Origin of the sequence: Neorhizobium sp. T6_25 (genome assembly GCF_002968555.1) — a bacterium.
In the GTDB taxonomy this organism is placed as follows: domain Bacteria; phylum Pseudomonadota; class Alphaproteobacteria; order Rhizobiales; family Rhizobiaceae; genus Neorhizobium.
Window position 1 is genome coordinate 64,137 of record NZ_PVBL01000014.1, and the last position, 25,788, is coordinate 89,924.

At 62.7% G+C, this 25,788-nt stretch carries 20 protein-coding genes; 15 read left to right on the forward strand and 5 right to left on the reverse strand.

Annotated elements, in window-relative coordinates; genetic code table 11:
- Nucleotides 1-4 precede the first annotated feature (4 nt).
- The 5 genes from C5L10_RS19100 to C5L10_RS19120 are packed head-to-tail and all read left to right on the forward strand — an operon-like array spanning nucleotide 5 to nucleotide 5,609.
- A complete protein-coding gene (locus C5L10_RS19100) occupies nucleotides 5-1,099 on the forward strand; it encodes a glycoside hydrolase family 105 protein (protein ID WP_105430978.1) in 1,095 nt (364 codons plus the stop codon).
- A complete protein-coding gene (locus C5L10_RS19105; RefSeq protein WP_105430979.1) occupies nucleotides 1,096-2,460 on the forward strand; it encodes a glycoside hydrolase family 28 protein in 1,365 nt (454 codons plus the stop codon). The genes C5L10_RS19100 and C5L10_RS19105 overlap by 4 nt, the downstream gene beginning before the upstream one ends.
- Nucleotides 2,448-3,566, forward strand: a complete 1,119-nt coding sequence (locus tag C5L10_RS19110) for an ABC transporter ATP-binding protein (protein ID WP_105430980.1) — start codon at nucleotides 2,448-2,450, stop codon at nucleotides 3,564-3,566. Before C5L10_RS19105 ends, C5L10_RS19110 begins: the two co-directional genes overlap by 13 nt.
- Entirely contained in the window at nucleotides 3,559-4,548 is a 990-nt protein-coding gene (locus tag C5L10_RS19115) for a carbohydrate ABC transporter permease (protein WP_105431052.1), read from the forward strand. The genes C5L10_RS19110 and C5L10_RS19115 overlap by 8 nt, the downstream gene beginning before the upstream one ends.
- A gap of 2 nt (nucleotides 4,549-4,550) precedes the next feature.
- Nucleotides 4,551-5,609, forward strand: coding sequence for a carbohydrate ABC transporter permease (locus tag C5L10_RS19120; RefSeq protein ID WP_105430981.1), 1,059 nt, complete (start codon nucleotides 4,551-4,553; stop codon nucleotides 5,607-5,609).
- Nucleotides 5,610-5,611: 2 nt separating this feature from the next.
- Here the strand turns inward: C5L10_RS19120 and C5L10_RS19125 are convergent, their stop codons facing one another.
- The gene (locus C5L10_RS19125) at nucleotides 5,612-6,652 is read right to left on the reverse strand and encodes a LacI family DNA-binding transcriptional regulator (protein ID WP_245448045.1); all 1,041 of its coding nucleotides are present in this window, start codon (nucleotides 6,650-6,652) and stop codon (nucleotides 5,612-5,614) included.
- Between the two features lie 289 nt (nucleotides 6,653-6,941).
- Nucleotides 6,942-7,937, reverse strand: a complete 996-nt coding sequence (gene iolG, locus C5L10_RS19130; RefSeq protein WP_105430983.1) for an inositol 2-dehydrogenase — start codon at nucleotides 7,935-7,937, stop codon at nucleotides 6,942-6,944.
- A 166-nt stretch (nucleotides 7,938-8,103) separates the two neighbouring features.
- Between iolG and C5L10_RS19135 the strand changes: the two genes are divergently transcribed.
- From C5L10_RS19135 to iolB, 5 genes are all read left to right on the forward strand, one after another.
- Complete coding sequence (locus C5L10_RS19135; RefSeq protein ID WP_105430984.1) at nucleotides 8,104-8,916, forward strand: MurR/RpiR family transcriptional regulator; 813 nt, start codon at nucleotides 8,104-8,106, stop codon at nucleotides 8,914-8,916.
- A gap of 128 nt (nucleotides 8,917-9,044) precedes the next feature.
- Nucleotides 9,045-10,973, forward strand: coding sequence for a 5-dehydro-2-deoxygluconokinase (gene iolC, locus C5L10_RS19140; protein WP_105430985.1), 1,929 nt, complete (start codon nucleotides 9,045-9,047; stop codon nucleotides 10,971-10,973).
- The gene (gene iolD / locus C5L10_RS19145) at nucleotides 10,970-12,793 is read left to right on the forward strand and encodes a 3D-(3,5/4)-trihydroxycyclohexane-1,2-dione acylhydrolase (decyclizing) (protein ID WP_105430986.1); all 1,824 of its coding nucleotides are present in this window, start codon (nucleotides 10,970-10,972) and stop codon (nucleotides 12,791-12,793) included. The genes iolC and iolD overlap by 4 nt, the downstream gene beginning before the upstream one ends.
- Before the next feature lies 1 nt (nucleotide 12,794).
- Entirely contained in the window at nucleotides 12,795-13,706 is a 912-nt protein-coding gene (gene iolE / locus C5L10_RS19150; protein WP_105430987.1) for a myo-inosose-2 dehydratase, read from the forward strand.
- A complete protein-coding gene (iolB, locus tag C5L10_RS19155) occupies nucleotides 13,703-14,512 on the forward strand; it encodes a 5-deoxy-glucuronate isomerase (protein ID WP_105425324.1) in 810 nt (269 codons plus the stop codon). The genes iolE and iolB overlap by 4 nt, the downstream gene beginning before the upstream one ends.
- A 9-nt stretch (nucleotides 14,513-14,521) precedes the next feature.
- On the opposite strand, the gene C5L10_RS19160 is transcribed toward iolB, so the two are convergent.
- The 3 genes from C5L10_RS19160 to C5L10_RS19175 form a co-directional block, all read right to left on the reverse strand.
- On the reverse strand, nucleotides 14,522-16,045 hold the full coding sequence (locus C5L10_RS19160; protein ID WP_105430988.1) for a sulfatase: 1,524 nt from the start codon (nucleotides 16,043-16,045) through the stop codon (nucleotides 14,522-14,524).
- Nucleotides 16,046-16,770: 725 nt separating this feature from the next.
- Nucleotides 16,771-17,397, reverse strand: a complete 627-nt coding sequence (locus C5L10_RS19170; RefSeq protein WP_105430990.1) for a hypothetical protein — start codon at nucleotides 17,395-17,397, stop codon at nucleotides 16,771-16,773.
- 501 nt (nucleotides 17,398-17,898) lie between these two features.
- Nucleotides 17,899-18,819 carry a LysR family transcriptional regulator gene (locus C5L10_RS19175; RefSeq protein WP_105430991.1) on the reverse strand — a complete coding sequence of 307 codons (921 nt, stop codon included), beginning with the start codon at nucleotides 18,817-18,819 and terminating at the stop codon, nucleotides 17,899-17,901.
- Nucleotides 18,820-18,989: 170 nt separating this feature from the next.
- Here C5L10_RS19175 and C5L10_RS19180 point away from each other — a divergent pair, with 170 nt between their 5' ends.
- From C5L10_RS19180 to C5L10_RS19200, 5 genes are read left to right on the forward strand one after another with little or no spacing between them, the layout of a single operon-like run.
- On the forward strand, nucleotides 18,990-20,498 hold the full coding sequence (locus tag C5L10_RS19180) for an ABC transporter substrate-binding protein (protein ID WP_105430992.1): 1,509 nt from the start codon (nucleotides 18,990-18,992) through the stop codon (nucleotides 20,496-20,498).
- 12 nt (nucleotides 20,499-20,510) lie between these two features.
- A complete protein-coding gene (locus tag C5L10_RS19185) occupies nucleotides 20,511-21,452 on the forward strand; it encodes an ABC transporter permease (RefSeq protein WP_105430993.1) in 942 nt (313 codons plus the stop codon).
- On the forward strand, nucleotides 21,449-23,212 hold the full coding sequence (locus tag C5L10_RS19190) for a dipeptide/oligopeptide/nickel ABC transporter permease/ATP-binding protein (RefSeq protein ID WP_105430994.1): 1,764 nt from the start codon (nucleotides 21,449-21,451) through the stop codon (nucleotides 23,210-23,212). The genes C5L10_RS19185 and C5L10_RS19190 overlap by 4 nt, the downstream gene beginning before the upstream one ends.
- Complete coding sequence (locus C5L10_RS19195) at nucleotides 23,209-24,021, forward strand: ATP-binding cassette domain-containing protein (RefSeq protein WP_105430995.1); 813 nt, start codon at nucleotides 23,209-23,211, stop codon at nucleotides 24,019-24,021. The genes C5L10_RS19190 and C5L10_RS19195 overlap by 4 nt, the downstream gene beginning before the upstream one ends.
- 3 nt (nucleotides 24,022-24,024) lie before the next feature.
- Nucleotides 24,025-25,785, forward strand: a complete 1,761-nt coding sequence (locus C5L10_RS19200) for a sulfatase-like hydrolase/transferase (protein WP_105430996.1) — start codon at nucleotides 24,025-24,027, stop codon at nucleotides 25,783-25,785.
- Nucleotides 25,786-25,788: the final 3 nt, after the last annotated feature.

The following is a 25,788-nucleotide window of genomic DNA, read 5'->3' on the forward strand; positions in this document are numbered from 1 at the left end:
ACCGATGGATTCGATGACCCTCAACAAACCGGCCCTGCAGGAAACGATCGATCAGGTCGCGGTTGCGTTCAGCCGCCTCAAGGGCATCAAGGAAGGCCTTGCTAGTGCCGAGGCGGAGGGTGGTATCCAGTTCGACGAATGGGACTGGGAAGTCGGCGTCGGCCTCTACGGCTTCCTGCGCCGTGCGCTTGCCGCCGGCGACCGGAAGGCCATCGACGACCTCGTCGCCTGGTACGGCCGGCAAATCGGCCGGGGCCTGCCGCCACGGCAGATCAACAGCACGGCACCGATGCTGCCGCTCGCCATCCTTATCGACCATGTCGACCGGCCGGATTTCCGTGCGCTTGTCGAGGACTGGGCAGACTGGCTCGTCCACCGGCTTCCGAAGACCGAGGACGGCGGCTTTCAGCACGTCGTCAAGGAACGGCTGAACGACGGCGAACTGTGGGACGATACGCTGTTCATGGCCGCACTGTTTCTGGCGCGGGCGGGCGTCGCCTGCGGGCGTCGCGACTGGATCGACGAGGCCGTCTACCAGTTCATGGTGCATGCCCGCTATCTCTCCGATCCGGTCACCGGCCTCTGGTATCACGGCTGGACCTTCAACGGCCGGCACAATTTCGCCAAGGCCTTCTGGGCGCGCGGCAACGCCTGGATCACGGTTGCCATTCCCGAACTGTTCGAGCTCGTTCCCGATCTCGAGGAAAAGGACAAGCGTTTCCTGTCGAACGTGCTTGCAAGCCAGGTGCGCTCGCTAAAGCGATTGCAGCGCCGCGACGGCATGTTCCATACGCTGCTCGACGACCCGACATCTCCCCTTGAAACATCGGCGACGGCCGGGATCGCCTATGGCATTCTGCGCGGCATCGATGCAGGCATCCTCGATCCTTCCGACCGGGTGCATGCGGAACGCGCGCTTTCGGCCGTGCTCTCACAGGTCGATGACGAGGGCGTCGTCCAGGGCGTTTCCGATGGCACGCCGATGGGGCACGATCTGGATTTCTATCGTCGGATCCCCAACCTGCCGACCCCTTACGGGCAGGCGCTGACGATGCTGCTGCTGACCGAAGTCCTGCTCCAGGGCGAGGAGGGCGCATGAACAGGTTCCCCTCCCTTCTCATCGAGCCCGCGCAGGAGGACGAAACGGCGCGCATCCAGACGGCGATCGACCAGGTGGCAGCCCGCGGCGGCGGCTGCGTCGAGCTTGCCGAAGGCATCCACAATACGCGCGGCCTGAGGCTGCAATCCGGCGTCGAGCTTCATCTGGCGATGGGCGCGATCCTGCGCCCGGCCGCCGACTACGGGGCTTACGAGGAGACATCGGTTTCGGTTGTCGCCGAGAAGTCGAACCGTGCCATGATCGTCGCCAGAAATGCGACGGATATAGCCCTGACCGGCCCCGGACGGATCGAGGCAGGCGGCGAACATTTCATCGCCGGCAACGACGAGGCGATGGGCACCTTTGTCCCGGCGGAATTCCGCCCGCGGGTGGTGGTCTTCGAATCCTGCCGCGGCCTCCGGATCGAGCGGCTGGAAATCGTCGATTCGCCGATGTGGACGCTGCACCTGGTCAATTGCGACGACGTCTATGTCGGCGGCGTAAAGGTATCGAACAACCGGCGCATGCCGAATACCGACGGCCTCGTGCTCGACGCCTGCCGGCATGCGGTGGTGGAGGACTGCGTCATATCGACCGCCGATGACGGCATCTGCCTGAAGACCAGCGCCGGGCCGGACGGCCAGGCGATCGGAGACTGCGAAAACGTGCTCGTGCGCCGCTGCCTGGTCGAAAGCAACAGCTGCGCGCTCAAGATCGGCACGGAATCCTACGGCGATTTCACGCACGTCGTCTTCGAAGACTGCCGCGTCCACGATTCAAACCGGGGGCTCGGACTGTTTTCGCGCGACGGCGGGAACATGACCGATATCCGCTTCTCCCGGATAAAGGTCGATTGCCACGAGACGCTCGACGGCTTCTGGGGATCGGGCGAGGCGCTGACGGTAACCGTGGTGGATCGCATCCCCACCCGCCGGGCCGGTGCCGTTCGAAACCTCGTCGTCGAGGACCTGAGTGGCCAAATGGACGGGGCGATCGCGCTCGTCTCGACGTCCGCCGCAGGAATCGAGGGCGTCAGGCTTTCGCGGCTGCGACTGCGGCAGCGAAAAGGCCCGCTCGGCACCGGACTTCGCTACGATCTGCGGCCGACCAACGCGGATATCGCACCGAGCGCAGACGCTGCCGGCCGTGCGAACGCATGGACGAAGGGCGCGGACGGACGGATAATCGGCCTTGTCGACTACCCGGGCGGCATGCCGGCGCTTTTTACCGCCGGCACAGAGGAGATTACGATCGAGGAGACGCATTTCGACAGGCCGCAACCGATACCGGAAGGCTGGAACGTCGAAAGCGTCCTCCATAAAATGTCTGAACCTGACGGGAGCAGGGAATGGGAAATCTGAAACTTACGAATGTCACCAAGGCGTTCGGCGCGCTGACCGTTCTGCACGGCATCGACCTGACGATCGACAACGGCAAGTTCGTCGTCTTCGTCGGTCCGTCCGGCTGCGGCAAGTCGACCCTCCTCAGGATCATCGCGGGGCTGGAGGACATCAGCGCCGGCGGCATCGAGATCGGCGGGCGAGATGTCGTCCAGCTTTCGCCGGCGGAACGCAAGATCGCCATGGTCTTCCAGTCCTATGCGCTCTATCCCCATATGAGCGTGCGCAAGAACCTCGCCTTCGGGCTCGAGAACCTGAAATTCAAGCGCAGCGAAATCGAGACCCGGATCGGGGAGGCGGCCCGCATGCTGGCGATCGAGCCCTATCTGGATCGCAAGCCACGGCAGCTTTCCGGCGGTCAGCGCCAGCGTGTCGCGATCGGACGCGCCATCGTGCGCAATCCCGATATCTTCCTCTTCGACGAGCCGCTTTCGAACCTCGACGCGGCGCTGCGCGTGCAGACAAGGGCGGAAATTACCCGGCTGCATCGCCAGCTGAGAACGACGATGATCTACGTCACCCACGACCAGGTGGAGGCGATGACCATGGCCGACGAGATCGTCGTGCTCAATGCCGGCCGGATCGAGCAGGTCGGAACGCCGCTCGAACTCTTCGACAACCCGAGGAACCTCTTCGTGGCGGGCTTCCTGGGCTCGCCGCGGATGAACATGTTGAAGGGCCAGGTGACGGCGGTCGGCGAAGCCGGGGTGACGATCGACGCCGGCTACGGTGCGCCGCTCTCTGCGTCGATCGATCCGGCTGCGGCGAAAGAAGGCCAGGCCGTACTTGTCGGCATACGGCCCGCGCATTTTTCGGTCGGCGACGAAGGTCTGCCATTCGTTGTCCAGTATCACGAGAGCCTTGGGACCGAGACCTATGTCTACGGGACGCTCGAGGGGCGGGACGAACAGATCATCGTCCACCAGACTGGCCATTTCGCGCCGCGGCCCGGCGACCTTCTGCGGATCATGCCGCTATCCGGCCGGGTGCACGTCTTCGATCCCGATAGCGGCCTGGCTTTGCCGCAATCCGTTAGCCAACGGAGTGATGTCCATGAGCATGCCTAAGGCGACCGATCTCGGCGGCCGTGCCGTCGACTTCGTCATGGGCGTCGTCGAGGCGCCGATCAACGGGTTCGAGCGGCTGATGGGCAGGAAGCGGATGCCCTATCTGTTCCTCGCGCCGAACCTCATCCTTTTCGGCATCTTCACCTTCCTGCCCATCGCCATCGCGGTTGGTTACGCCTTTACCGGCGGCACCGGCCTTTTCGTATCCGAGCGACCTTTCGTCGGCTTCGACAATTTCCGCCAGCTCCTGCAGTGCGAAGACTACCTTCGTCCGGGGAGCTGCCGCGAATCGCTGTTCTGGACCGCGGTCGGGAACACGCTCTGGTTCGTCGGCTTCAACGTTGCCGCGACCCTGCTCGTGGCATTGGTGACGGCTCTCATCCTCAACCGGGCGATGGCCGCGCGCGGTTTCTTCCGGGCCATGTTCTTTTATCCCGTCCTGCTGTCGCCGGTCGTCATCGGCCTGATCTGGAAGTGGTTCCTGGACCGCAACGGCCTGCTCAACGCCTTCCTGCAGATGCTCGGCGTACCGCCGGAAATCTTCCTGCTGGACGTCGGCTGGTCGCGCTTCTTCGTGGTGGTCGTTTCCGTCTGGTTCCACATGGGCTTTTATACGCTGATCCTTCTGGCCGGCCTGCAGGCCATTCCGAAGGATCTCTACGAAGCCGCCTCGATCGACGCGGCCTCGCCCCGGCGCACGCTTTTGCGGATCACGCTTCCGCTTCTCGGGCCGAACCTGCTCGTCGTGCTGATCCTCCTGATGATCCGCTCGGTCCAGATCTTCGACGAAGCCTGGGTGCTGACCAATGGCGGCGGGCCCGGCACCGCAAACAGCTTCATCGTGCAGTACATCTACCAGATGGCTTTCGGCAGTGACCTGCGCCTTTTCGGCCTCGCCTCGGCGGCCTCGGTGCTGATGGGTCTCGTGCTGCTGGCCCTGACGCTCATACAGCTGCGGCTTGGCCGCAAGATGGAGTCCTGACCATGGCGCAAGGCCTCTCACCCATCGCCTTCCTGACACGCACCCGCCGGCCGGGCCGGATCGGCGTCACCGACATTCTCTCTTGGGCCTGGCTGGTCCTGGGCACGCTTGCCGTGCTCATTCCGGTGGTCTGGGCGGGGCTTTCGTCGTTCAAGCCGGCCGCCGAGATCACCCGCTTTCCGCCGACGCTGCTGCCGCGTGCGGCGGTCCAGCAGACCGTACCGGGCTTCGACGCCCCGCTCAGCCTCTGGACCGTCGATGTCGACGGCCAGCCGCGCGAGATGGCGATGGTCCGGCGCATCGGGCTGAAAGCCCAGATGGTCGATCCGAGCAATCCCGGACCGCCGGTTAGCGTCGACGTCAAAAACATCTCACCGGTCCAGCGCCTCACCATCGCGACCGAGAACTATACCGATCCGCTCACCAGGTTCGACTTCCTCACCTTTTTGAAGAATTCGGTCTTCGTCACCTTCGTCGCAACGCTGCTGACGCTCGTCGTCAACGCGCTTGCGGCTTTCGCGCTGTCGAAATACCGGTTCCGGGGCGAGAAGGCGATCTTCGTGCTGATCATCTCGACGCTGATGATTCCTCTGACGGTGGTCATGGTCCCGGCCTATCTGGTCGTCGTCGGTGTCGGCCTGGTGGACAGTCTTTGGGGCATCATCATCCCGACGATCGCCTCGCCGACCGGCGTCTTCCTGCTGCGCCAATACATGCTCACCATTCCCGACGAACTCATCGAGGCGGCGCGTGTCGACGCGGCAAGCGAGTTCCGGATCTTCTGGCGCATTGTGCTGCCGCTGACGGCGCCGGCGCTCGCGGTGCTGGCGATCTTTTCCGTCCTTTGGCGGTGGAACGACTTCCTCTGGCCGCTGATTGTCCTGAGCAGCCGTGAAAACTTCACCCTGCAGGTCGGGCTCAACGCCTTCCAGGGCGAGTTCTCCGTGCAGTGGAACTACATCCTCGCCATGACCTTCCTGAGCCTGGCGCCGGTCACGGTCGTCTTCCTGTTCCTGCAGAAATACATCACCACCGGGATTGCCGGCACCGGAATGAAGTGAGGTTACCTGCGGGGCGGCGCGACGCTGCCCCGCAGCACCAGCTTGCAGCCGAGTTCCAGCCGGTAGGCCGGCCGTAGCGGATCGTTGGCGACGAGCCGCTGTTCCAGAAGGCTGATTGCGGCCGCCCCCAGCCGGTCGGTCGGCAACTGGACGGTCGAGAGCGGCGGCGTGCTGAATTCCCCGGGCACGATATCGTCGAAGCCGAGCACGGACATTTCTTCCGGCACACGGATGCCGAATGCCGCCAGCGCCCTCAGGCAGCCGAGCGCCAGGTTGTCGGCGGCGCAGAAGATCGCCGTCGCGCCGCGCAGGTCGCCATTTTCGGAAAGCATCTGGCGGATCGCCTGCTCGCCCTGGTGGGGCTCGTATCCCTCCGCCTCGACGATCATCTCCGGCGATGCGGCAAGGCCGGCTGCAAGATGCGCATCGGCATAGCCGTCATACCGGCGGCGGATGGTGGTTCTGCCCTTCCAGGTCAGATGCAGGATGCGGCGATGGCCGAGCGAAAGCAGGTGCTCGGTTCCCTGGCGGGCGCCGAAGCGGTTTTCACCGGTGACCGTATCGACCAGCATCGAAGGGTCCTCGCCGTTCAGGATGACGAGCGGCGCCCGTCCTGCGGCAAGGGCGCGGATCAGTTCCGGCCGGTCGTCGTTGAGGATGACGATGCCGTCGACGTTTTCGGCCTGCGCCATGCGGCGGACCTCGTTCGCGTCGATCCGGCTGCCGGCGCTGACGAAAGGCACGATCCGGATGCTGAGCCGTTCGCATTCCTGGCGCAGGCTGTTGAGCATCGTCCAGCTGACGAGATTGACGTCGCTGTGAGGCGCCGCATCGCTGGTGATCGCCAGGAGGATGGTGCGAAGCGTGGCGATCGTCGCCCGGCTCCTGCGCTTTTCCAGATATCCCAGCCTTTGTGCGGAATTGAGCACCCGCTCCCGAACCTCTATCGAGATCGGCGCGGTTCCGTTGAGAACATGGGACGCGGTACTGAGCGAAACGCCGGCATCCAGAGCCACATCTTTCAAGCCTAGCTTGGCTTTCAACGGAATTTCTTTCGATTTAAGCTGGGTTTTTGAAGCGCCGATGCGAGCAAACAATGTCTCGCATTGTTCGTGCAGGCGACTTGGATATCTCCGCGCGCGACCCCGTTGACGGAGCGGTGCTTCATCCCCCTGATGCAATGAACCTCGTCCATCATGCATGCTCACGGGGCTTCAACGCAAGACAATCTTGACGCGGCCTTTCGTCGAAAAGCCGCGCCGCCGTTATTGTGGAAGCGTTCCCGTCTTCCCCACCCCGAGCATCCGTGTCCAACAGCAGATGCCCTGGACTTTATTCGTCGATAACGATCGACTTGCCTTCCTTGACGGCCCGCACGGCTGCGTCGGCCAGCATCAGCGCAATCACGCCGTCTTCGGCGGAAGGCGAGGGGGCCGAGCCGCTTTCGAGGCTGTCGATGAAGGCAGAAATTTCCGCCGCGTAAGCCTCGGTATAACGGGTCATGAAGAAGTCGTGCAGCGGCGGGCGGGTATAGCCGTCCTTGTTGGCGATCTCGATCGAGACCGGCCGCTGGTTTTCGGCAGCGACGGAGCCGAGCGATCCGTGCACCTCGATGCGCTGGTCATAACCGTAGCTCGCCCGGCGGGAGTTGGAGATGATGGCCTGCCTGCCGCTCTTCGTCGTCAGGATGAGGCTTGCGCTGTCATAGTCGCCAAGCTCGCCGATTTTCGGATCGACCAGCACCGTGCCGGACGCCATGACGCTGTGGATTTCCTCGCCGAGCAGGAAACGCGCCATGTCGAAGTCGTGGATCGTCATGTCGCGGAAAATGCCGCCGGACACCTTGATGTATTCCGCCGGCGGCGGGCCGGGATCACGGCTGGTGATCGTCACCATTTCCACCTTGCCGATCCTGCCGTCGTCGATCGCCTGTCGCACCGCCCGGAAATGCGGATCGAAGCGGCGGTTGAAGCCGAGCATCACCTTGGCGCCGGTCCTGCGAACCGTCTCGACGCAGGCCTTGGCGCGGTCTACGTCGAGGTCGATCGGCTTTTCACAGAAAATCGCCTTGCCGGCCTTGGCGAAGCGTTCGATCAGGTCCGCATGGGTATTGGTCGGTGTGCAGATGATGACGGCATCGATATCGCGGTCGGCCTCGACCGCGTCGATCGTGCTGACCTTGCAGCCGGTGCTGTCGGCAATCGCCTGCGCCGCGTCGGTCATGGCATCCACCACCGCGACGAGCTTGGCTCGCTTATCCTCCGCGATGGCGCGCGCATGTACCTTGCCGATCCGGCCTGCGCCGAGAAGCGCCAGTTTCGTGACCATGATGTCCTCCCGTGACATTGTCCGCTGTTTCAGCCAGGCCCGCCTGCGCGGGTGACACAGCCGTTTTTCCTGCTGCGTTTCCGACTGTCCAAATCGAAATTTGGAATATATGTTCTATTTTGCTAGTTTGTGATTTCATCCATGTCAAGGAAAACGGAAGGACCGAATGGAGGACAGGGCGCCCGCCAGCATCAAGCAATTCGAAGAACGGCTGATCGACGTTTCGGAGAGCCTGCCGAAACGACTGCGGCAATGCGCCGAGTATGTCGCGGCCAACAAGGACCGGATCGCCGTGTCCACGGTGGCCGAGATGGCGGAAGGGGCCGGCGTGCAGCCTTCGGCCTTCATGCGTTTCTGCAGGATCCTCGGCTTTTCCGGATTCTCCGAGATGCAGCGGCTGTTTCGCGAGTCCTATGCCGGCGGCTGGCCGGACTATTCGACACGGCTGAAAAATCTGCGGGAAAAGGCCGAGGGCAGCGCTTCCGCCCTGCTGGGCGAGTTCGTCGATGCGGGGCGCGCCTCGCTCGAAAACCTCCTGAAGACGATCGACACGAAGACCCTGGACGATGCCGTTGCGGTGCTGGCGAAGGCCCAGATGATCCACATCATCGGTCTCAGGCGCTCCTTTCCGGTCGCAAGCTACATCTCCTATGCGTTTGAGAAGATGAACGTCCCGGCCATGCTGCATTCCGGCGTCGGCGGGCTCGACAACCACAATGCCATCCGCACCGGCGACGTGCTGCTGGCGGTCACCTTTTCTCCCTATTCGGCAGAGACGGTGGATATGGTTGAGGCAGTGAGCGCGCGGGGCATCCCGGTCGTGGCCCTGACCGATACGATCGTCAGCCCCTTGCGGAAGTTCGAAGCGATCACACTTTCCGTCTCGGAGGTTGATTTCGGCGCTTTCCGCTCGCTGTCGGCGACGCTCTGTTTGGCCATCGTGCTGTCGGTGGCGGTGGGCACAAAGCGGTCTGAGTGAATGTTTATGTTGAAAACTAGAAAAATAGAATTTATAGTCCATTTCTGATTGGAAGCGGCCGGGGAGGATCGGCCGGTTCCGGGCGGTATCGACGGGCATAAAGCCCAGCCGCCGCGAGGGAGGATATCTTGGCGTCACTGGATCTCATCACGATCGGCCGTTCGTCCGTTGATCTTTACGGCGTGCAGGTCGGCGGGCGTCTGGAGGATATGGCCTCCTTTAACAAATATATCGGCGGCTCGCCGACGAACATTGCTGCGGGTGCGGCAAGGCTCGGGCTGAAATCAGCGCTGATCACCCGCGTCGGCGCCGAGCATATGGGCCGGTTCATTCGCGAGCAGCTGATCCGCGAGAAGGTTGACGTGCGCGGCGTCAAGACCGATCCGGAGCGCCTGACGGCGCTCGTTTTGCTCGGCATCCGCGACCAGCACCAGTTTCCGCTGATCTTCTATCGCGAGAACTGCGCTGACATGGCGCTTTGCGAAGACGATATCGATCCGGCCTTTATTGCAGAGGCGGGCTGCGTCTGCGCCACGGGCACCCATCTTTCCCACCCGAACACCGAGGCTGCCGTCTTGAAGGCGCTGCGGCTCGCCCGCGAGAACGGCGCTCGCACGGCCCTCGACATCGACTATCGCCCGAACCTGTGGGGCCTTGCAGGCCATGAGGCCGGCGAAAGCCGCTTTATCGAATCCGGCAAGGTGACCGCCAAGCTGCAAGCGAGCCTGCATCTGTTCGACCTGCTGGTCGGGACGGAAGAGGAATTTCATATCGCCGGCGGTTCGACCGATACGATCGAGGCACTGAGAGCGGTTCGCGCGGTTTCCAAGGCGACGCTGGTCTGCAAGCGTGGCCCGATGGGCGCCGTCGTCTTCGAAGGCGATATTCCCGACAGCCTCGACAAAGGCCAGACGGGGCAGGGTTTTCCCATCGAGGTCTTCAACGTGCTCGGCGCCGGCGACGGCTTCATGGCAGGCCTGCTGAAGGGCTGGCTCACCGGCGAGGACTGGCCGACGGCGCTGAAATACGCCAACGCCTGTGGCGCCTTCGCCGTCTCGCGCCACGGCTGCACGCCGGCCTATCCGAGCTGGGAAGAGCTGCAGTATTTCTTCCGCACCGGCATCCGGGACAGGGCGCTGCGCAAGGATGGCGCGCTGGAGCAGGTGCACTGGTCGACCAACCGGACCGGTGAGTGGCCGCAATTGCGGGTCTTCGCCTTCGATCACCGCATGCAGCTGGAAACGATCGCCGATGAGGCGGGCCAGAGTTCGGAGCGGATCGACGCGTTCAAGGCGCTTTGCCTGAAGGCCGCGCTCGACGTCTCGGATGGCAGGCAGGGCTACGGCATTCTCTGCGACGGGCGGCTCGGCCGCGAGACGCTTTACAAGGCAACCGGCACGGGGTTGTGGATCGGCCGGCCGGTGGAATGGCCGGGCTCGCGCCCGCTGACCCTGGAGCCCGAGCTTGGTCCCGACTTCGGTGGCATCACGGAATGGCCGGTCGAAAACGTCGCCAAGGTTCTGTGCTTCTATCATCCCGATGATCCGGTCGAGATGCGGGAAAAACAGGAAGAGGTGATCCAGCGCCTGTTTGCAGCCACGCGCCGCAACCGGCTGGAAATGCTGCTGGAGGTGATCCCCTCCAAGGTCGGACCGGTCAACGATCGGACCGTTGCCGATATCATCGAGCGCTTTTACGAGATCGGCGTCTATCCCGATTGGTGGAAGCTCGAACCGATGAAGAGCGAGGCCGCCTGGGCGAATGCCTGCGCCGCGATCCAGAAGCACGATCCCTATGTGCGCGGCATCGTCGTGCTCGGGCTCGATGCGCCGATGGCGGAGCTGGAGGAAAGCTTTGCCACCGCGGCACGCTTCGACCTTGTGAAGGGATTTGCCGTCGGCCGGACGATTTTTGGCGATGCGGCGCGGCGTTGGTTTGCCGGCGCGATCGGCGACGACGAGGCGGTGGCCGACATGGTGCGTAAATACCGCGAACTCTGCACGGCCTGGGACACGGCACGCGCAAGAGCCGGCAGCGGAGGAGGAAACGGGCGATGAAAACGGTGAGACTGACCGCCGCGCAGGCGATGGTGCGCTATCTTGCAAACCAGATGACGGAGGAGGGCGTACCCTTCATCGCCGGTGTCTGGGCGATCTTCGGACACGGCAACGTCGCCGGCATGGGCGAGGCGCTGGCGGGCATTAGGCCTGACCTGCCGACCTATCGCGGCCAGAACGAGCAGTCGATGGCCCATGCGGCGATCGCCTATTCCAAACAGCTGCGCCGCAGCCGAGCGATGGCGGTGACCTCCTCGATCGGTCCGGGTGCGCTCAACATGGTGACGGCAGCGGCACTGGCGCATGTGAACCGCCTGCCGGTGCTTTTCATTCCGGGCGACGTCTTTGCCAATCGCGGTCCAGATCCGGTTCTGCAGCAGATCGAGGATTTCGGCGACGGTCTTGCAAGCGTCAACGACTGCTTCCGGCCGGTCAGCCGCTATTTCGATCGCATCAGCCGGCCGGAACACCTCCTGACCGCGCTGCCGCGCGCCATGCGGACCCTGACGGATCCGGCCGATTGCGGACCGGTGACGTTGGCATTCTGCCAGGATACCCAGGCGGAAGCCTATGATTATCCCGAGTGCTTCTTCGAGCCGAAGACCTGGCATTGGCGCCGGCCGCGGCCGGATGAGAACGAGCTTGATCGTGCCCTCGAGGCGATCCGGGCCGCACAGAACCCGGTCATCGTCGCCGGCGGCGGCGTGCATTTTTCCGGCGCGACCGGGACGCTCGCGGCGTTTGCGAGCCGGCACAATATCCCCGTCGTCGAGACGCAGGCCGGCAAGTCGGCACTGCCCTGGGACCATGCAGCCAATTTCGGCCCGGTCGGCGTAACCGGCGCTTCGAGCGCCAATGCCGTTTGCGAAAGCGCCGATCTGGTGATTGGCGTCGGCACCCGGTTCCAGGATTTCACCACCGGCTCCTGGGCGCTCTTCAAGAATCCGGCGCGCCGTATCCTGTCGCTCAATGTCCAGCCCTATGACAGCGCCAAGCACGAAGCGATCCCGCTCGTCTCGGACGCGAAGGTCGGGCTGGAGCTGATGAGTGCAGCGCTCGGCGAGCACCGTTTCCGGGGAGTGGATGCCGGCCTCAAGGAAGACTGGTTCGCCAATGCGGATGCGGTCACCGCTGCCCCCAAGGACGGCAATCTGCTGCCGACCGACATGCAGGTGATCGGCGCGGTGCAACGCGCCTCGCGCGACAATACGGTCGTCATGTGCGCCGCCGGCACCATGCCGGGCGAGCTGCACCAGCTCTGGAAGGCCGGCAGGCCGCTCTCCTATCACATGGAATACGGCTTCTCCTGCATGGGCTACGAGATCGCCGGCGGGCTCGGCATCAAGATGGCGGAGCCGGATCGCGACGTGATCGTCATGGTCGGCGACGGCTCCTACATGATGATGAACTCGGAGCTTGCGACGGCCGTCGCAATGGGCGTCAAGATCACCGTCGTGATCACCGACAACCGCGGTTACGGCTGCATCAACCGGCTGCAGATGGCGACCGGCGGCGAGCAGTTCAACAATCTCTATGCGCACACGAGCCAGGCGAACCCGATGCAGATCGATTTCGCCGCCCACGCCGCCGCGATGGGCGCCGATGCCCGCAAGGTCTCCTCGATCGCCGATCTGGAAGCGGCATTGAACGGGGCGCGGGAAGCCAAGGTCGCAACCGTGATCGTCATCGATACCGATCCCTACCCGACGCCCGAAGGCGGGGGGTACTGGTGGGATGTCGCGGTGCCGGAGGTCTCGATCCGCGCTGAAGTCACGCAAGCTCGCGCCGCCTACGAGGCGGCACTCAAGGAAAGACGCTGACATGATCCTCTACGGTACCAACCCCATCGCCTGGTCGAACGATGACGACCGCTCGCTCGGCGCCCATATCAGCCTCGACCAGTGCCTGGACGAGACCGCGAAGATCGGTTTCGACGGCATCGAGAAGGGCCACAAGTTCCCGCAGGAGCCGGCGGCATTGAAGGCCGTGCTGGAGCCGCGCGGGCTTCGCTATGTTTCCGGCTGGCATTCGCTGAACCTGCTGGTCAACTCGGTCGAGGACGAGAAACGCGCGATGCAGCCGGCGCTCGATCTCCTCAAGGCTATGGGTTCGAAGGTCATCATCGTCTGCGAGACCTCGAACGCCATCCATGGCGACGACGGCAAGGCCGTCAACGACCGTCCGAAGCTTCCCGACAACGAGTGGAAATCCTTCGGCGCCGGCGTCGAGGCGCTGGCGGAGTTTGCGGCGGGCCAAGGCGTCACGCTCGTCTACCACCACCACATGGGCACGATCGTCGAAAGCGAAGACGAGATCGACAGGCTGATGGCCCATACCGGCCCGTACGCAAAACTCCTGCTCGATACCGGCCATTGTCTGTTCGGTGGCGGCAATCCCGAGCGCGCCGCAAAAAACCACATGGCCCGCGTCGGCCATATCCATGCCAAGAACGTGCGGCCCGATATCGCCGCGCAGGTGCGCAACGAAGGCCTCTCCTTTCTCGAAGGCGTCCGCCGTGGCGTCTTCACCGTCCCGGGCGACAAGGAAGGCGGGGTGAGTTTCCCACCGGTGCTGAAGATTGCCGCCGAGCACGGCTATGAGGGCTGGCTGGTGATCGAGGCCGAACAGGATCCGGACGTGCGCAATCCCTTCGAATACCAGAGCATGGGTCTTTCCTCGCTGAAGGCGATGGCGCAGGCCGCCGGCCTCGACAAGGGGAGGGGCAACCCATGACCAACCTGCTGCGCAAGCCGAAGGGCGCATCCGGCAAGGTGCATGACGTCACGCCGAAGGATGCCGGCTGGGGTTATGTCGGCTTTGGCCTCTACCGCCTTAAACCGGGCGAAAGTGCTGCCGAAAAGACCGGCGAGACGGAAGTCATCCTCGTGCTGGTCGAGGGCAGGGCGGATATCTCCGGAGGCGGCAAGGCTTTCGGCGAACTCGGCGACCGGATGAACGTCTTCGAGCGCAAGCCGCCGCACTGCGTCTATGTGCCCGCTGGTTCGGACTGGAGCGCCAAGGCGACCACCGAATGCACGCTCGCTGTCTGCACCGCGCCGGCCAAGCCCGGGCGCGAAGCGGCGGTGATCGGGCCGGAAGGGCTTTCCCTCAATACCCGCGGCAAGGACGCCAATACCCGCTACATCTTCCCGATCGCCATGGAAGAGCGGGATGTCGCCGACAGCCTTCTGGTCACCGAGGTGTTCACGCCGGCCGGCAACTGGTCCTCCTATCCGCCGCACCGGCACGACGAGGATAAATTCCCCGACATGACCTATCTGGAAGAGACCTATTACCACCGGCTGAACCCGGCACAGGGGTTCGGCTTCCAGCGGGTCTTCACCGAAGACGGCTCGCTTGACGAGACCATGGCCGTCTCGGACCACGATCTCGTGCTGGTGCCGAAGGGCCATCACCCCTGCGGCGCGCCCTATGGCTACGAGATGTATTATCTCAACGTCATGGCCGGCCCGATCCGCAAATGGCGGTTCAAGAACCACCCGGACCACGACTGGATCTTCAGAAGGGACAATCCCTAAACCGGTTGCCTAAATCAGTTCCCTGGGATGCTCGGCGATGTCGCCGATCTCGGCCATATGGGTGTCGAGCTTGTCGAGCATCTCGCGGAAAACGCCCGCATAGGCCGGATCGTCGGCGACGTTCCGCAACTCGTGCGGATCTTCGACGCAGTCGAACAATTCCCATTCCGGCGGTGCGCCGTTCGGTCGAGCGCCTGGCTGTCCCAGATCGTCATTATACCAGTAGATGAGCTTGTAGCGGGCGTCGCGCACCCCGTAATGCGCCCAGGCGCCGTGGATGGCATCGTTATGCATCCAATAGCGATGGTACACCAGTTGCCGCCAGTCGTCCGGGGTCTGTCCCTCCAGCACCGGCCGCATCGACCGCCCCTGCATGAAGGAAGGCGTCCGCACACCGGCATAGTCCAGGAAGGTGGGTGCAAAATCAACGTTGCAGGCGAGGTCGCGACTGGTCGTGCCGGCCGGGATCGCCGCCGGGTAACGCGCCAAAAACGGCATCTGCAGACTTTCCTCATACATGAAACGCTTGTCGAACCAGCCGTGTTCACCCAGGAAGAAGCCCTGGTCGGAGGTGTAGATCACCAGCGTGTTCTCGCTCAGGCCTTTTTCATCGAGGTAGTCGAGCAGGCGGCCGACATTATCGTCGATCGATTGAACCGTCCGGAGGTAGCGCTTCATGTAGCGCTGGTATTTGAATTCCGCGAAAGCCTGTGGATCGGTGAAGGTGTAGTTCCGGCCGGTCGAGGCGCATACCACGGTGATGCTTTCGCCACTTTTAAGGTCCGGCACGCGGCGAACCGGGATCTGATCCAGCATCAGCTCGCCCGCGACGGTGGCCGGCCCTTCCGGCTGCACCAACCCGAGATCCTCCCAGTTGAGGTCGGACCGGACGCGCATGCGTGCGGCGGCGGCCGCCGCCGCGCGGTCGGAATAATCATCGTTGAATGTCGACGGCAGCGGAAGATCCTCTTCCGCCCAGAGATGATTGTATTTGGGGTCGGGCACGAAATGGCGATGAGGCGCCTTGTGGTGGCACATCAGGAAGAACGGGCCGCCGTCGCCTTGTTCGATGAAATCGATCGATTTGTCGGTGATGATATCGGTGACATAGCCCGGAATTCGCCGCCGGCCATCGCGATCTATGAAGGCCGGGTCCCAATAGTCGCCCTGCCCGGGAACGACGGCCCAGTCGTCGAACCCCTTCGGCTCGTGGAGAGGACCTTCGCCGAGATGCCATTTGCCGAAGATGCCGGTGCGGTATCCCGCCGCTTTCAAAAGCTTGGCCACGTTGGGGAGACGATTGTTCATGTGCGTCACGAGGGTCGTGACGCCGTTGACGTGGTTGTGCGTGCCGGCCAGGATCGCGGCCCTCGACGGCGTGCAGATCGAATTCGTCACATAGGTCGCGTCATGTCTCACCCCCTCCTTTGCGAGCCGGTCGAGATTGGGGGTGTGGTTGAGACCTGCGCCATAGGCCGAGATCGCCCGCGCGGCATGGTCATCCGACATGATGAAAAGGATATTCGGTCGCAAGTTTACCTCCCTCGCATGCGGCAGGGATACGTGTGATCGCAACCATCGAACCCGTCCGCCTTGGTCAAGGATACAGCGTCAGGTCATGCGCCAATAATGCAATTTCAGAAGCAAGCGATGCTGAAAACTGATCACTATTGATCGCTTAATCCGGTCTCCGGTGGGTTGTTGATTGCCTCCCTCGTTCGGTGCAGTGACGTTGTCGGGAAATCTGATCCGTTAGTTCTGTCCAGTTAGCCTTACTTAGGTATCTCGGCGCGACCGTGATGGCCTCGTCGACATACCTCTGGACTCTAAAAGAAGAGCACTTTTATGCCGCTCATCTGCAAGTTTTTTCAGTCGTGAAATAACAAGTTTTTTATGCGAAAATCGAGAATTTCACAATGAAATCACAAATCTTGATTGTATTTACACAGTCCGTTCTGCGCGACGGACCGTCACCAGCACGGGCCGAGATTCTGCGTAGCTTTCCGATGGAGCAGAAGCTCCGGGCAGAACCTAGAGCATGACCTTTCTGAAGCCCTCGCGAAGAGGGACCGCCTCTTTAAAAACTGGCTCTTTGTGCACCGTGGCGACCCGCAAACGATAATTCTCGAAGAAGAACGCGCTCCTACCTCTCCCCTCCCCACCATCATCATTCCTGCCACGCCCACGGCGCCGCGATATCGGCTTCTCGGCCATCGCACCATCCTCGTCTCCACCCTGTTCGTCCCCGCTCACCAACGCTAACGAAGGAACCCATCCCGTCCAAACTCATCCCATCCGGAGAGGTTTGAAGCCTTGTCGGAAACCGCCTGCGTAGGCGGCGGGGCTGTTGCGCGCTGCTTCAACAAACGCGTGAGTTTCGCCTTGTATGCGGCCCGTCGCCTGTTTTCGGCTGCCGCTGTCGCGTCATTCTCCCGCCATTCCTCAACAAAACCCCGGTCGAGAATGTCTTCGACAACCTTGGGATCAAAGACGTGGAACGTGATCTTTTTAGCCCGGCCACGCAACTTGACAGTTCGCGTTCCCGCACTGGGCAGCCGACCGTCTGCGAGCCAGCGGTGTCTCTCGCTCGTTTTAATCGCTAAGATGTCCTGTATCTCGCGCGGGATGACAGGCAACGTTTCGATGTCCTCCAGCGCTCTGGAGACAATGGTCGACGCGGCTTGAAACTCGGTCTTCGCGTTCGCGGACATCGACAGGATCAGCTCATTTCCTTCGAGTATGAGCGACTTCTTCGATGGAACCGGGAGCCGAGCTCGCATCTCGAGAAGTATCCCTTTCGCACGGACTGACGACCCCAGCGTCGCTGCGGGCGTCAATGTCCATGTCCTGAGGAGCTCGATCTCGTTCTTTTCGTGCTTCGGCATGAAGCTTAGATGGGTTTCACATTCAGTCACATCAACGTTCGTTGCGTCAGCGAGCCATTCGGGGAATGATGACGCTGCAGGGGGCATCGTAAGCGCGGGGATGTCAATGCTCAGGGGCAGATCACGCGTCTTCGCATCCGCTGTAGCGGGAAGAGCCTGGCTCGCGTTGTTCTCATTACGTCCTGTGTTATCACGCTACGCGTTTCTTTGTCACGCCGGTAGCCGAGCAAAGGAAAAGTTCGCGGTCACTGTACGGGACAAATTGTGGCAAATGGGCATTCAGTCTGTTTTCGAACCGACAGGACGCAACTCGCGCTTCTATCGAAAATCCGACGTTCAGCACCTCGATTTGGTGACCTGACACGCGCCATCACCTTCGACTTATGATTATTTTCGGACAAACTAACGGAGCGAACGACCACGCCGACTGGACGGAGACCCAGAAAAGCAAGCGAAATGAATGCATGGTAAGGTGCCTGGCGACGATACAAGAGAGCGTAGTCAGTTATCGAGATGAAACCGCTCCCTGCAGAGTGCGATCAGCTGGCGCACCGGAGCCCAGTCGCTGAGTTCTTCGCGATAGATCACCCCCGTCCGCGTGTGCCTATAACTGAGATTGACCGGCACCGGGACGATGCGGGGGCAGCAGGTCGCAAGCACGGCCGCATCGGGCAGCAGGCAGAGGCAATCGCTCCGCTGAAGGATGGACAATGTCGAATGCAGGCTCTCGCAGCTCAACCGGATATCGGGCTCCTGCCCCAGCCGCTCGAAAAGACCGTGCTGCGTAGTGGCCTGATAGATCGGAAGCTCGGAATGCACGAGCCAGGGATAATCGAGCAGGCGGTCCGGCGGAACTGCTCCTGCCGCATCGCGCGCGGCGAAGATCGGATGATCCTCGCGGGCCATGACATTGTTGATCACCTTCGTCAGCGGAAGCGCGACGAGGCGGAAGTCTTGCGGATCATCGACCGTCATTCCCGTGAACAGCATGTCGAGGCGCCCCTCCAGGAGATCGGTGATCGAGGTCGCATAACGGCTGTTCCTGAGCTCGAACACGATCTTGGGGAACCGTCGCTGCATGTCGACGAGCAGCTCCGGCAGAATTGCCGGGCGCCACATCGGTCCGGCGCCGATCCGCAGATAGGCCTTGCCTATTGCCCTGTCGGACATCAGCTCCTGCTCGGCCACTTCCCAGTGGCGCATCATCCGCAGCGATTCCGACAAGACCCTCTCGCCGAACAGCGTCGGACGCACACCGCGTGCGTGCCGCTCCAGAAGCGGCCGCCCGAAATGGGCCTCCAACTGGGCGAGAGATCGAGACAAAGCGGGCTGTGTGAGGTTCAGCCGCTCGGCGGCACGACGGAGACTGCCTTCCTCCACGATCGCCTGCAGACGGAAGAGGTGGGTGATCTGATCCAGCATGGCAGTGATAAGCTTCGTTTATCGGTCACGCCGTTAATTGCATTTTTCGTGCATTGCCTCAACTGGTATGGCTTCGGAACGCCAAGAATGTGTTTCTGGCAGAATCTTATTCGCTACATGCAGCCTGTCTGGCCGGGGAGCGGGCAAGTCAGGCTCTCGGGGAGGAGAGCATGCGAAACCGATTGATTTTGTCCGCCTTGACGGCGGCTTTTTTATCCGTGCCGCCAGTCGCCCAAGCAGAGGTCGGGAACAACCCCGAGACGCTTGCGCTGGCCGGCATTCTGGATAACGACACTTTCGACCGTGCCGGCCTTTCCATCGGCCATCGCGCTCAGTATTGGATGCCGGTTTTCGACACGCTGCTCTATACGGCCCCCGACGGCAAGACGATGCCGAACCTGGCCACCGAATGGCGCTTCAACGGCGATGGCACGGAGCTGACGCTCAAGCTGCGCGACGGCGTCAAGTTCACCGATGGAACACCCTTCAACGCGGAGGCGGTGAAGGCAAACCTCGAATATCTGCGCGATGGCGTCGGGCAGAACACCTGGATGGCTGGCGCCATCAAGAATGTCGAGATCGTCGGCCCTGCCGAGGTAAAGCTGCACCTCAAGGAGCCAGATCCGGGCATGCTCTTCAATCTGGCGACCGTCGGCGGCGCGATGGCGAGCCCCGCGACGCTCGGCAAGGCTGATTCCAAAATGCTCCCGATAGGCTCGGGGCCTTACATCTACGACACGGCGCGCTCGGTGACCGGGCGGCAATACGTCTACAAGCGCAATCCGGATTATTGGAATGCCGCCGCCTTCCCGTTCGAAACCATGACGATGACGCCGATCAACGATCTCAGCGCGCGGATGAACGCGTTGAAATCCGGCCAGGTGGATGCTGCCGCGGGCGAAGGGCAGGTCGTCACCGAGGCCGAGGCGAGCAAGCTGACGGTTTCCAGATTGCCCGTGGACTGGCTGGGTCTGTTTCTCTCCGACCGCGACGGCAAAATGGTGAAGGCGCTGTCCGACGTCCGGGTCCGGCGCGCGCTCAATATGGCATTCGATGAAAAAGCGATCCTGAAATTCGTCGCCCGGGGTTATGGCGAAGTCACGGATCAGCCTTTCGTCCCGCCGAGCGAGGCATTTGATCCGTCGCTCGACGGGACCTATCAATATGACCCGAAGGCGGCCCGTGCTCTGCTTGCCGAAGCGGGTTATGCAAACGGCTTCAGCGTCACGATGCCAGATATCGGCACGCTTGCTCCCTACACGCCGATCATCACCCAGCAGCTCAAGGATATCGGCGTCACCGTCAGCTGGGTGAAAGTCCCGCCCAACGTCACGATCGCCGAGTTGCTGTCTGGCAAATACCCGATGTTCCTCTTCCGTCTGGGCAGCCAGTCGCCCTGGGCCGACTTTAACAAATTCGCCTTCGCAAACTCCCCCTGGAATACCTCCAAGGCAAAGGACGAAAAGCTGGAGGCTCTCCTGCAGACCGCCCAGTATACGCCTCCGGGCAAGGATCAGAATGCCGCGATGCAGGCCGTCAATCGATACATGGTCGAGAATGCCTTCTTTGCGCCGTGGTTCCGGATCGACAGCATCTACATTTCCAACGCGCAGGTGAAGGTCCAGATGCAGGCGCAGAACATCGTGCCTTGGCCGCGCAATTATGCGCCCGCAAAGTGAGCTCGGACGCCGATGATACGGTATCTTCTGAAACGGGTCGCTTCCGGCATCGCGCTGCTTTGCCTGGTCTCGACCGTAACCTTCATGATGGTTTTCGGCGCCACGGGCAACGTCGCCCGCAACATCCTCGGTGAAAACGCCACAGCCGACCAGGTGACGGCGCTGAACAGCCGGTTGGGGCTCGACCGGCCGCTGATGGTCCAGTTCGGGGATTGGGTGAGCCATGCCGTCCGCGGCGACCTCGGTCCGTCATGGACGATGAGCGAGAGCGTGGCGTCGGCACTTGCGAGCCGGCTGCCCGTTACCCTGTCGATGGTGACGATCGCGGTGGCGATGATGGCGCTCCTTTCGGCGATGCTCGGCATCGCCGCGGCCGTGCGCGGCGGCTGGGCGGACCGCGCCATCCAGATCGTCAGCGTCGCAGGTTTTGCCATGCCGAACTTCTGGCTTGGCCTGCTGCTGGTCCTCACCTTCTCGGTCGAGCTCGGCCTGTTGCCTGCAACCGGTTATGTTTCGTTCAGTGCTTCACCATCCGCCTGGGCGGCTTCCCTGGTGCTTCCCGTAACGGCGCTGGTGCTTTCGGGAATAGCCTCGGCCTCCCAGCAGATCCGCGGCGCGGTTATCGATGCGCTCAAGCAGGATTATGTGCGCACGCTCCGCGCCCGCGGCGTCAGCCCCCGTTCGGTGCTCTATCGCCACGCGCTTCGCAACGCGATGCCGGCGGCGCTGACCGTTCTTTCCGTACAGTTCATCGCTCTCCTCGGTGGTGCCGCCGTCATCGAGCGCGTATTCGCCATTCCCGGCATGGGGTCGTTGACGGTCTCGGCTGCGCTGATCGGCGACGTTCCCGTGCTCATGGGCGTGGTCGTGACCCTGATCATCGTGGTCGTTCTGGTGAATATACTGATCGACTTCCTCAACGCATGGGCAAATCCGAAGGTGAGGATGTCATGAGCGATATCAACGCCGCCCAGCCGCCAATCCCCACCGCGTCGCAGCGCCGTCATTTCGTTCGCGCGGTGCTCACCAATCCGACAGGCCTTGTCGCGGCGCTGGCGCTGCTGATCATCATCGCATCGGCGATCTTCGCTCCTCTGCTTGCACCCAACGATCCGTCCGCCGTCCAGATATTCAAGGTCAATGCCGTTGCCGGCGACGGTTATCTCCTCGGCGGCGACGGTTCGGGGCGCGACATATGGAGCCGTCTCGTCCATGGCGGCCGCAACACATTCCTCGGCGCGCTGATCACGGTCGTCATCGCCGCATCCATCGGGGTGACGGCGGGGCTCTTCGCCGGCTTTTACGGCAGGAAGCTCGATCTGGTCGCCCGCTGGATCTCCGACGGCATCATGGCACTGCCGGCGCTGATCGTATTGCTCGCCTTCTATCAGGCGCTCGGGGCCTCGATCTACCTGTCGATGGCGGTCTTCGGGGTGATGCTGTCGCCTGGCTTCTTCCGGCTGACGCGCAATCTCGTCAACGGCGTCAAACACGAGCTTTATATCGATGCGGCACGGGTCTCGGGTCTCAGCGACCTCAGGATCATTACCAGGCATATCCTGCTTTCGGTGCGGGCGCCGGTGGTCATCCAGACCTCCATCGTCGCCGGGATCGCCATCGTCGTCCAGTCCGGTCTCGAGTTCCTGGGGCTGGGCGACCCCAGCACGCCGACCTGGGGCGGCATGCTCCAGGACGCCTTCTCCAACATCTATGTCTCGCCGCAGGCGATCCTCTGGCCGGGACTGGCCATCACGGCAACGGTGGCGTCGCTGGTGCTGCTTGCCAATGCCATTCGCGACCGCATGCAGCAGGGCGGCGTTCAGGTCAGGGCGCCGAAGGTCCTCCCCCTGGCGGCGAGCGAACCGCTGCCGCCAACCGCATCCGACGTGCTCCTCGACGTGCGGGATCTGGTTGTTGCCTATCCTGCAAGCGAAGGCTGGCGCGAAGTCGTCAAGGGCGTGAGCCTCAGCCTCAAGCGTGGCGAGGTTCTGGGGCTCGTTGGCGAAAGCGGATCGGGCAAGAGCCAGACGGCCTTTTCCATCCTCGGACTTTTGTCGCCCGGGGGCAGGGTTCTCTCCGGCTCCATCCGGTTCGACGGCATCGATCTCGGAAAATCTTCCGGGGATGAGGTCCGGGCTCTTCGCGGCAAGCGCATCGCCTATGTTCCCCAGGAGCCGATGGCCAATCTCGATCCGGCGTTCCGGATCGGATTCCAGCTCGTCGAGCCGATGATGACGGTGCTCGGAATCTCTCGGGCGGAAGCGACGCGGCGGGCGCTGAAACTGCTTGCCCGCGTGAAGCTGCCGGACCCGGAACGGGTATTTCGGGCCTATCCGCACGAGATCTCGGGCGGCATGGCCCAGCGGGTGCTCATTGCCGGCGCGGTCGCCTGCAGTCCCGACCTTTTGATCGCCGACGAACCGACGACCGCGCTTGACGTAACCGTGCAGGCCGAAGTGCTCGACCTTCTGCGCGACCTGCAAAAGGAGTTCAACATGGCGGTCATGCTGGTGACCCACAATTTCGGTGTCGTGGCGGACAGCTGCGACCGGGTGGCCGTCATGAAGGACGGCAGGATCGTCGAAATCAACACGGTGGCAGACCTCTTCGCCGCGCCGGCGCACGACTACACCCGCATGCTTCTCGGATCCGTTCTCGAAGATGGCAGGACGCGCACATATCGACCACCGGTGACGGAGGAGAAGCGCGCATGAACGATCACATCCTCGTCGATTGCCGCAATGTGAACGTCCATTTCGGCGCCCATCATGTGCTGAAACACGTCAATCTCACCATCCGCCCCGGTGAAACCGTGGGGCTGGTGGGCGAGAGCGGGTCGGGCAAGACGACGCTCGGGCGCGCCATTCTCGGCATCGGCCCGGTCAGCTCCGGCGAGATATGGTTCGACGGCGAGAATATCGCCGGAGTGCCGCCCCGCGCCCGCAAAGGCCAGGCGGCCATCCAGGCGGTCTTCCAAGACCCCTACAGCTCGCTCAACCCGTCGATGACGATCGAGGACATCCTGACGGAGCCGATTGTTGCGCGCCGGCTCGCCTCACGTGCCGATGCCTCCCGGCAGGTCCGCAAGCTGCTCGATCAGGTCGCCCTGCCCAGCGACGCGGCGGAACGGTTCGCCCGCGAGTTTTCCGGCGGCCAGCGTCAGCGGATCGCCATTGCCCGGGCGCTGGCGCTGTCTCCGCGCCTCATCGTCTGCGATGAACCGGTCTCCGCACTCGATCTTTCCACCCAGTCCCGGGTGATGGATCTGTTCATCGAGATCCAGGAGCGGACGGGTGTCGCCTATCTGTTCGTTTCCCACGATCTGGCGGCGGTGCGCCACATTTCGCATCGTGTTGCGGTCATGCGTTTCGGCGAGATCGTCGAATTCGGGGAATGCGATCAGGTGACGGCGCGCCCTGCTCACGACTACACCAAGCGCCTGCTTCTCGCCGCCCCCGTTGCCGATCCCGCAAGGCAGGCGGAACGGCGCGCGGCGTTCCGCGCCCTCGCAATGACGGCTTAAACCATGCGCGCCATCGTCCTGATGTTCGACAGCCTCAACCGCCGTCTCCTGCCGTCCTATGGCGACAGGACAGCCCATGCGCCGAATTTCGGGCGGCTTGCGGAAAAGACGGCCACGTTCGACCGCTGTTATGCCGGCTCGATGCCCTGCATGCCGGCGCGGCGCGAAATGCACACCGGCCGGTATAACTTTCTCCACCGGTCCTGGTCACCGATCGAGCCGTTCGACGACAGCGTGCCGGAATTGCTGAGAAACGCCGGCATCTACACCCACCTCGTCACCGACCATCAGCATTATTGGGAGGATGGCGGCGCGACCTATCACACGCGCTTTTCTTCGCACGAGTTCTTTCGCGGCCAGGAAGGCGACCTCTGGAAAGGCTTGGTCGAGGGTGTGGATCGAACCCGTCTCGTCGACTTCCTCTACCAGATGAGGCGGCAGGACCCCATCAACCGGACCTATCTCTCAGACGAGCGAGACCACCCGCAAACGCGGACATTCGATGCCGGCCTGCAATTCATCGAAACCAATGCCGGCCAGGACGACTGGATGCTGCAGATCGAGACCTTCGATCCGCATGAACCGTTTTTCAGCTATGCCGAATATCACGCGCTCTATCCCGATACCGGCGAGGATTTCGACTGGCCGCCCTACGACCGCGTCACCGAGGCGGAAGAACGGGTCCTCCAGGCGCGGCATCGATATTTGGCGCTGCTTTCGATGTGCGACCGCAATCTCGGCCGGCTGCTTGACATGATGGACGAGAACAACATGTGGGACGATACGATGCTGATCGTCTGCACGGACCATGGTTATATGCTCGGCGAAAAGGGCTGGTGGGGCAAATCCGTCATGCCGTGGTACGACGAGACGATCCACACGCCCTTCTTCGTCTGGGATCCGCGGGCCGGGGTTGCCGGCGAACGGCGTTCCGCGCTCGTTCAGACCATAGACATAGCGCCGACGCTCCTCGACCTCTTCGGTCTCCGGCCGACGCCCGATATGCAGGGAAAACCGCTTCTCGAGACGGTCAGGAACGATGTTCCGGTCCGCACGGCCGGACTGTTCGGGAGTTTCGGGGGGCACGTATGTGTCACCGACGGCCGTTACGTTTACATGCGGTGCTGCGCCACCGAGGACAATGCGCCGCTCCATGAATATACGCTGATGCCGACCCACATGCGTGCCCGCTTTTCCCCGGACGAACTGTCGAAGGCGGAGCTCGCGCAGCCTTTCTCTTTCACCAAAGGGGCGCCCGTCCTGCGCATGCCGGGATGGACGATCCGGGGACCCTGGGTCTTCGGGACGCTGCTCTACGACCTTGAGACAGATCCTGAGCAGAAAAATCCGCTCAGAGACGATAGGATCGAATTGCGGATGGCCGAGCTGCTTGTCGATCTGATGCGCGCCTCCGATGCGCCTTCCGACCAGTTCGAGCGTCTGAGCCTGCCGGAGACGGGACCGGTGGGGAAAGAGCATTTGCTCATCGACAGACAATGGGCACAGGTCGTTTCCGGCCAGCGCAGCCTGGCGCGGGCGAGTGATTTTGCGCAAGGAGCTCGGGTGGCGAATATCCCGATCGCGAAGCTCATGGCCGACGAAGCGACGCGCCGCATCCTGATCGCCGAGGTTCCTCGTCTTGCGGACGGGCCGCTGCCCGCCCCGCTCGCCGCAAAGACGCTCGTGCAGGCCGCAACGGCCTGGCCGGAACTGGACCGGCAAAAGCTCGAGGCGATCGAGCGGGCGCTCACAGAGCAGGTATGAACG

Excerpts from the sequence above, each read along its gene's own strand:
- iolE (WP_105430987.1), top strand. The coding sequence starts at position 12,795 with ATGATCCTCTACGGTACCAACCCCATCGCCTGGTCGAACGATGACGAC.
- C5L10_RS19110 (WP_105430980.1), top strand. The coding sequence starts at position 2,448 with ATGGGAAATCTGAAACTTACGAATGTCACCAAGGCGTTCGGCGCGCTG.
- C5L10_RS19120 (WP_105430981.1), top strand. The coding sequence starts at position 4,551 with ATGGCGCAAGGCCTCTCACCCATCGCCTTCCTGACACGCACCCGCCGG.
- C5L10_RS19195 (WP_105430995.1), top strand. The coding sequence starts at position 23,209 with ATGAACGATCACATCCTCGTCGATTGCCGCAATGTGAACGTCCATTTC.
- C5L10_RS19200 (WP_105430996.1), top strand. The coding sequence starts at position 24,025 with ATGCGCGCCATCGTCCTGATGTTCGACAGCCTCAACCGCCGTCTCCTG.
- iolD (WP_105430986.1), top strand. The coding sequence starts at position 10,970 with ATGAAAACGGTGAGACTGACCGCCGCGCAGGCGATGGTGCGCTATCTT.
- C5L10_RS19105 (WP_105430979.1), top strand. The coding sequence starts at position 1,096 with ATGAACAGGTTCCCCTCCCTTCTCATCGAGCCCGCGCAGGAGGACGAA.
- C5L10_RS19185 (WP_105430993.1), top strand. The coding sequence starts at position 20,511 with ATGATACGGTATCTTCTGAAACGGGTCGCTTCCGGCATCGCGCTGCTT.
- C5L10_RS19170 (WP_105430990.1), bottom strand. The coding sequence starts at position 17,397 with ATGCCGAAGCACGAAAAGAACGAGATCGAGCTCCTCAGGACATGGACA.
- iolB (WP_105425324.1), top strand. The coding sequence starts at position 13,703 with ATGACCAACCTGCTGCGCAAGCCGAAGGGCGCATCCGGCAAGGTGCAT.
- C5L10_RS19135 (WP_105430984.1), top strand. The coding sequence starts at position 8,104 with ATGGAGGACAGGGCGCCCGCCAGCATCAAGCAATTCGAAGAACGGCTG.
- C5L10_RS19190 (WP_105430994.1), top strand. The coding sequence starts at position 21,449 with ATGAGCGATATCAACGCCGCCCAGCCGCCAATCCCCACCGCGTCGCAG.
- C5L10_RS19100 (WP_105430978.1), top strand. The coding sequence starts at position 5 with ATGGATTCGATGACCCTCAACAAACCGGCCCTGCAGGAAACGATCGAT.
- iolG (WP_105430983.1), bottom strand. The coding sequence starts at position 7,937 with ATGGTCACGAAACTGGCGCTTCTCGGCGCAGGCCGGATCGGCAAGGTA.
- C5L10_RS19180 (WP_105430992.1), top strand. The coding sequence starts at position 18,990 with ATGCGAAACCGATTGATTTTGTCCGCCTTGACGGCGGCTTTTTTATCC.
- C5L10_RS19175 (WP_105430991.1), bottom strand. The coding sequence starts at position 18,819 with ATGCTGGATCAGATCACCCACCTCTTCCGTCTGCAGGCGATCGTGGAG.
- C5L10_RS19115 (WP_105431052.1), top strand. The coding sequence starts at position 3,559 with ATGCCTAAGGCGACCGATCTCGGCGGCCGTGCCGTCGACTTCGTCATG.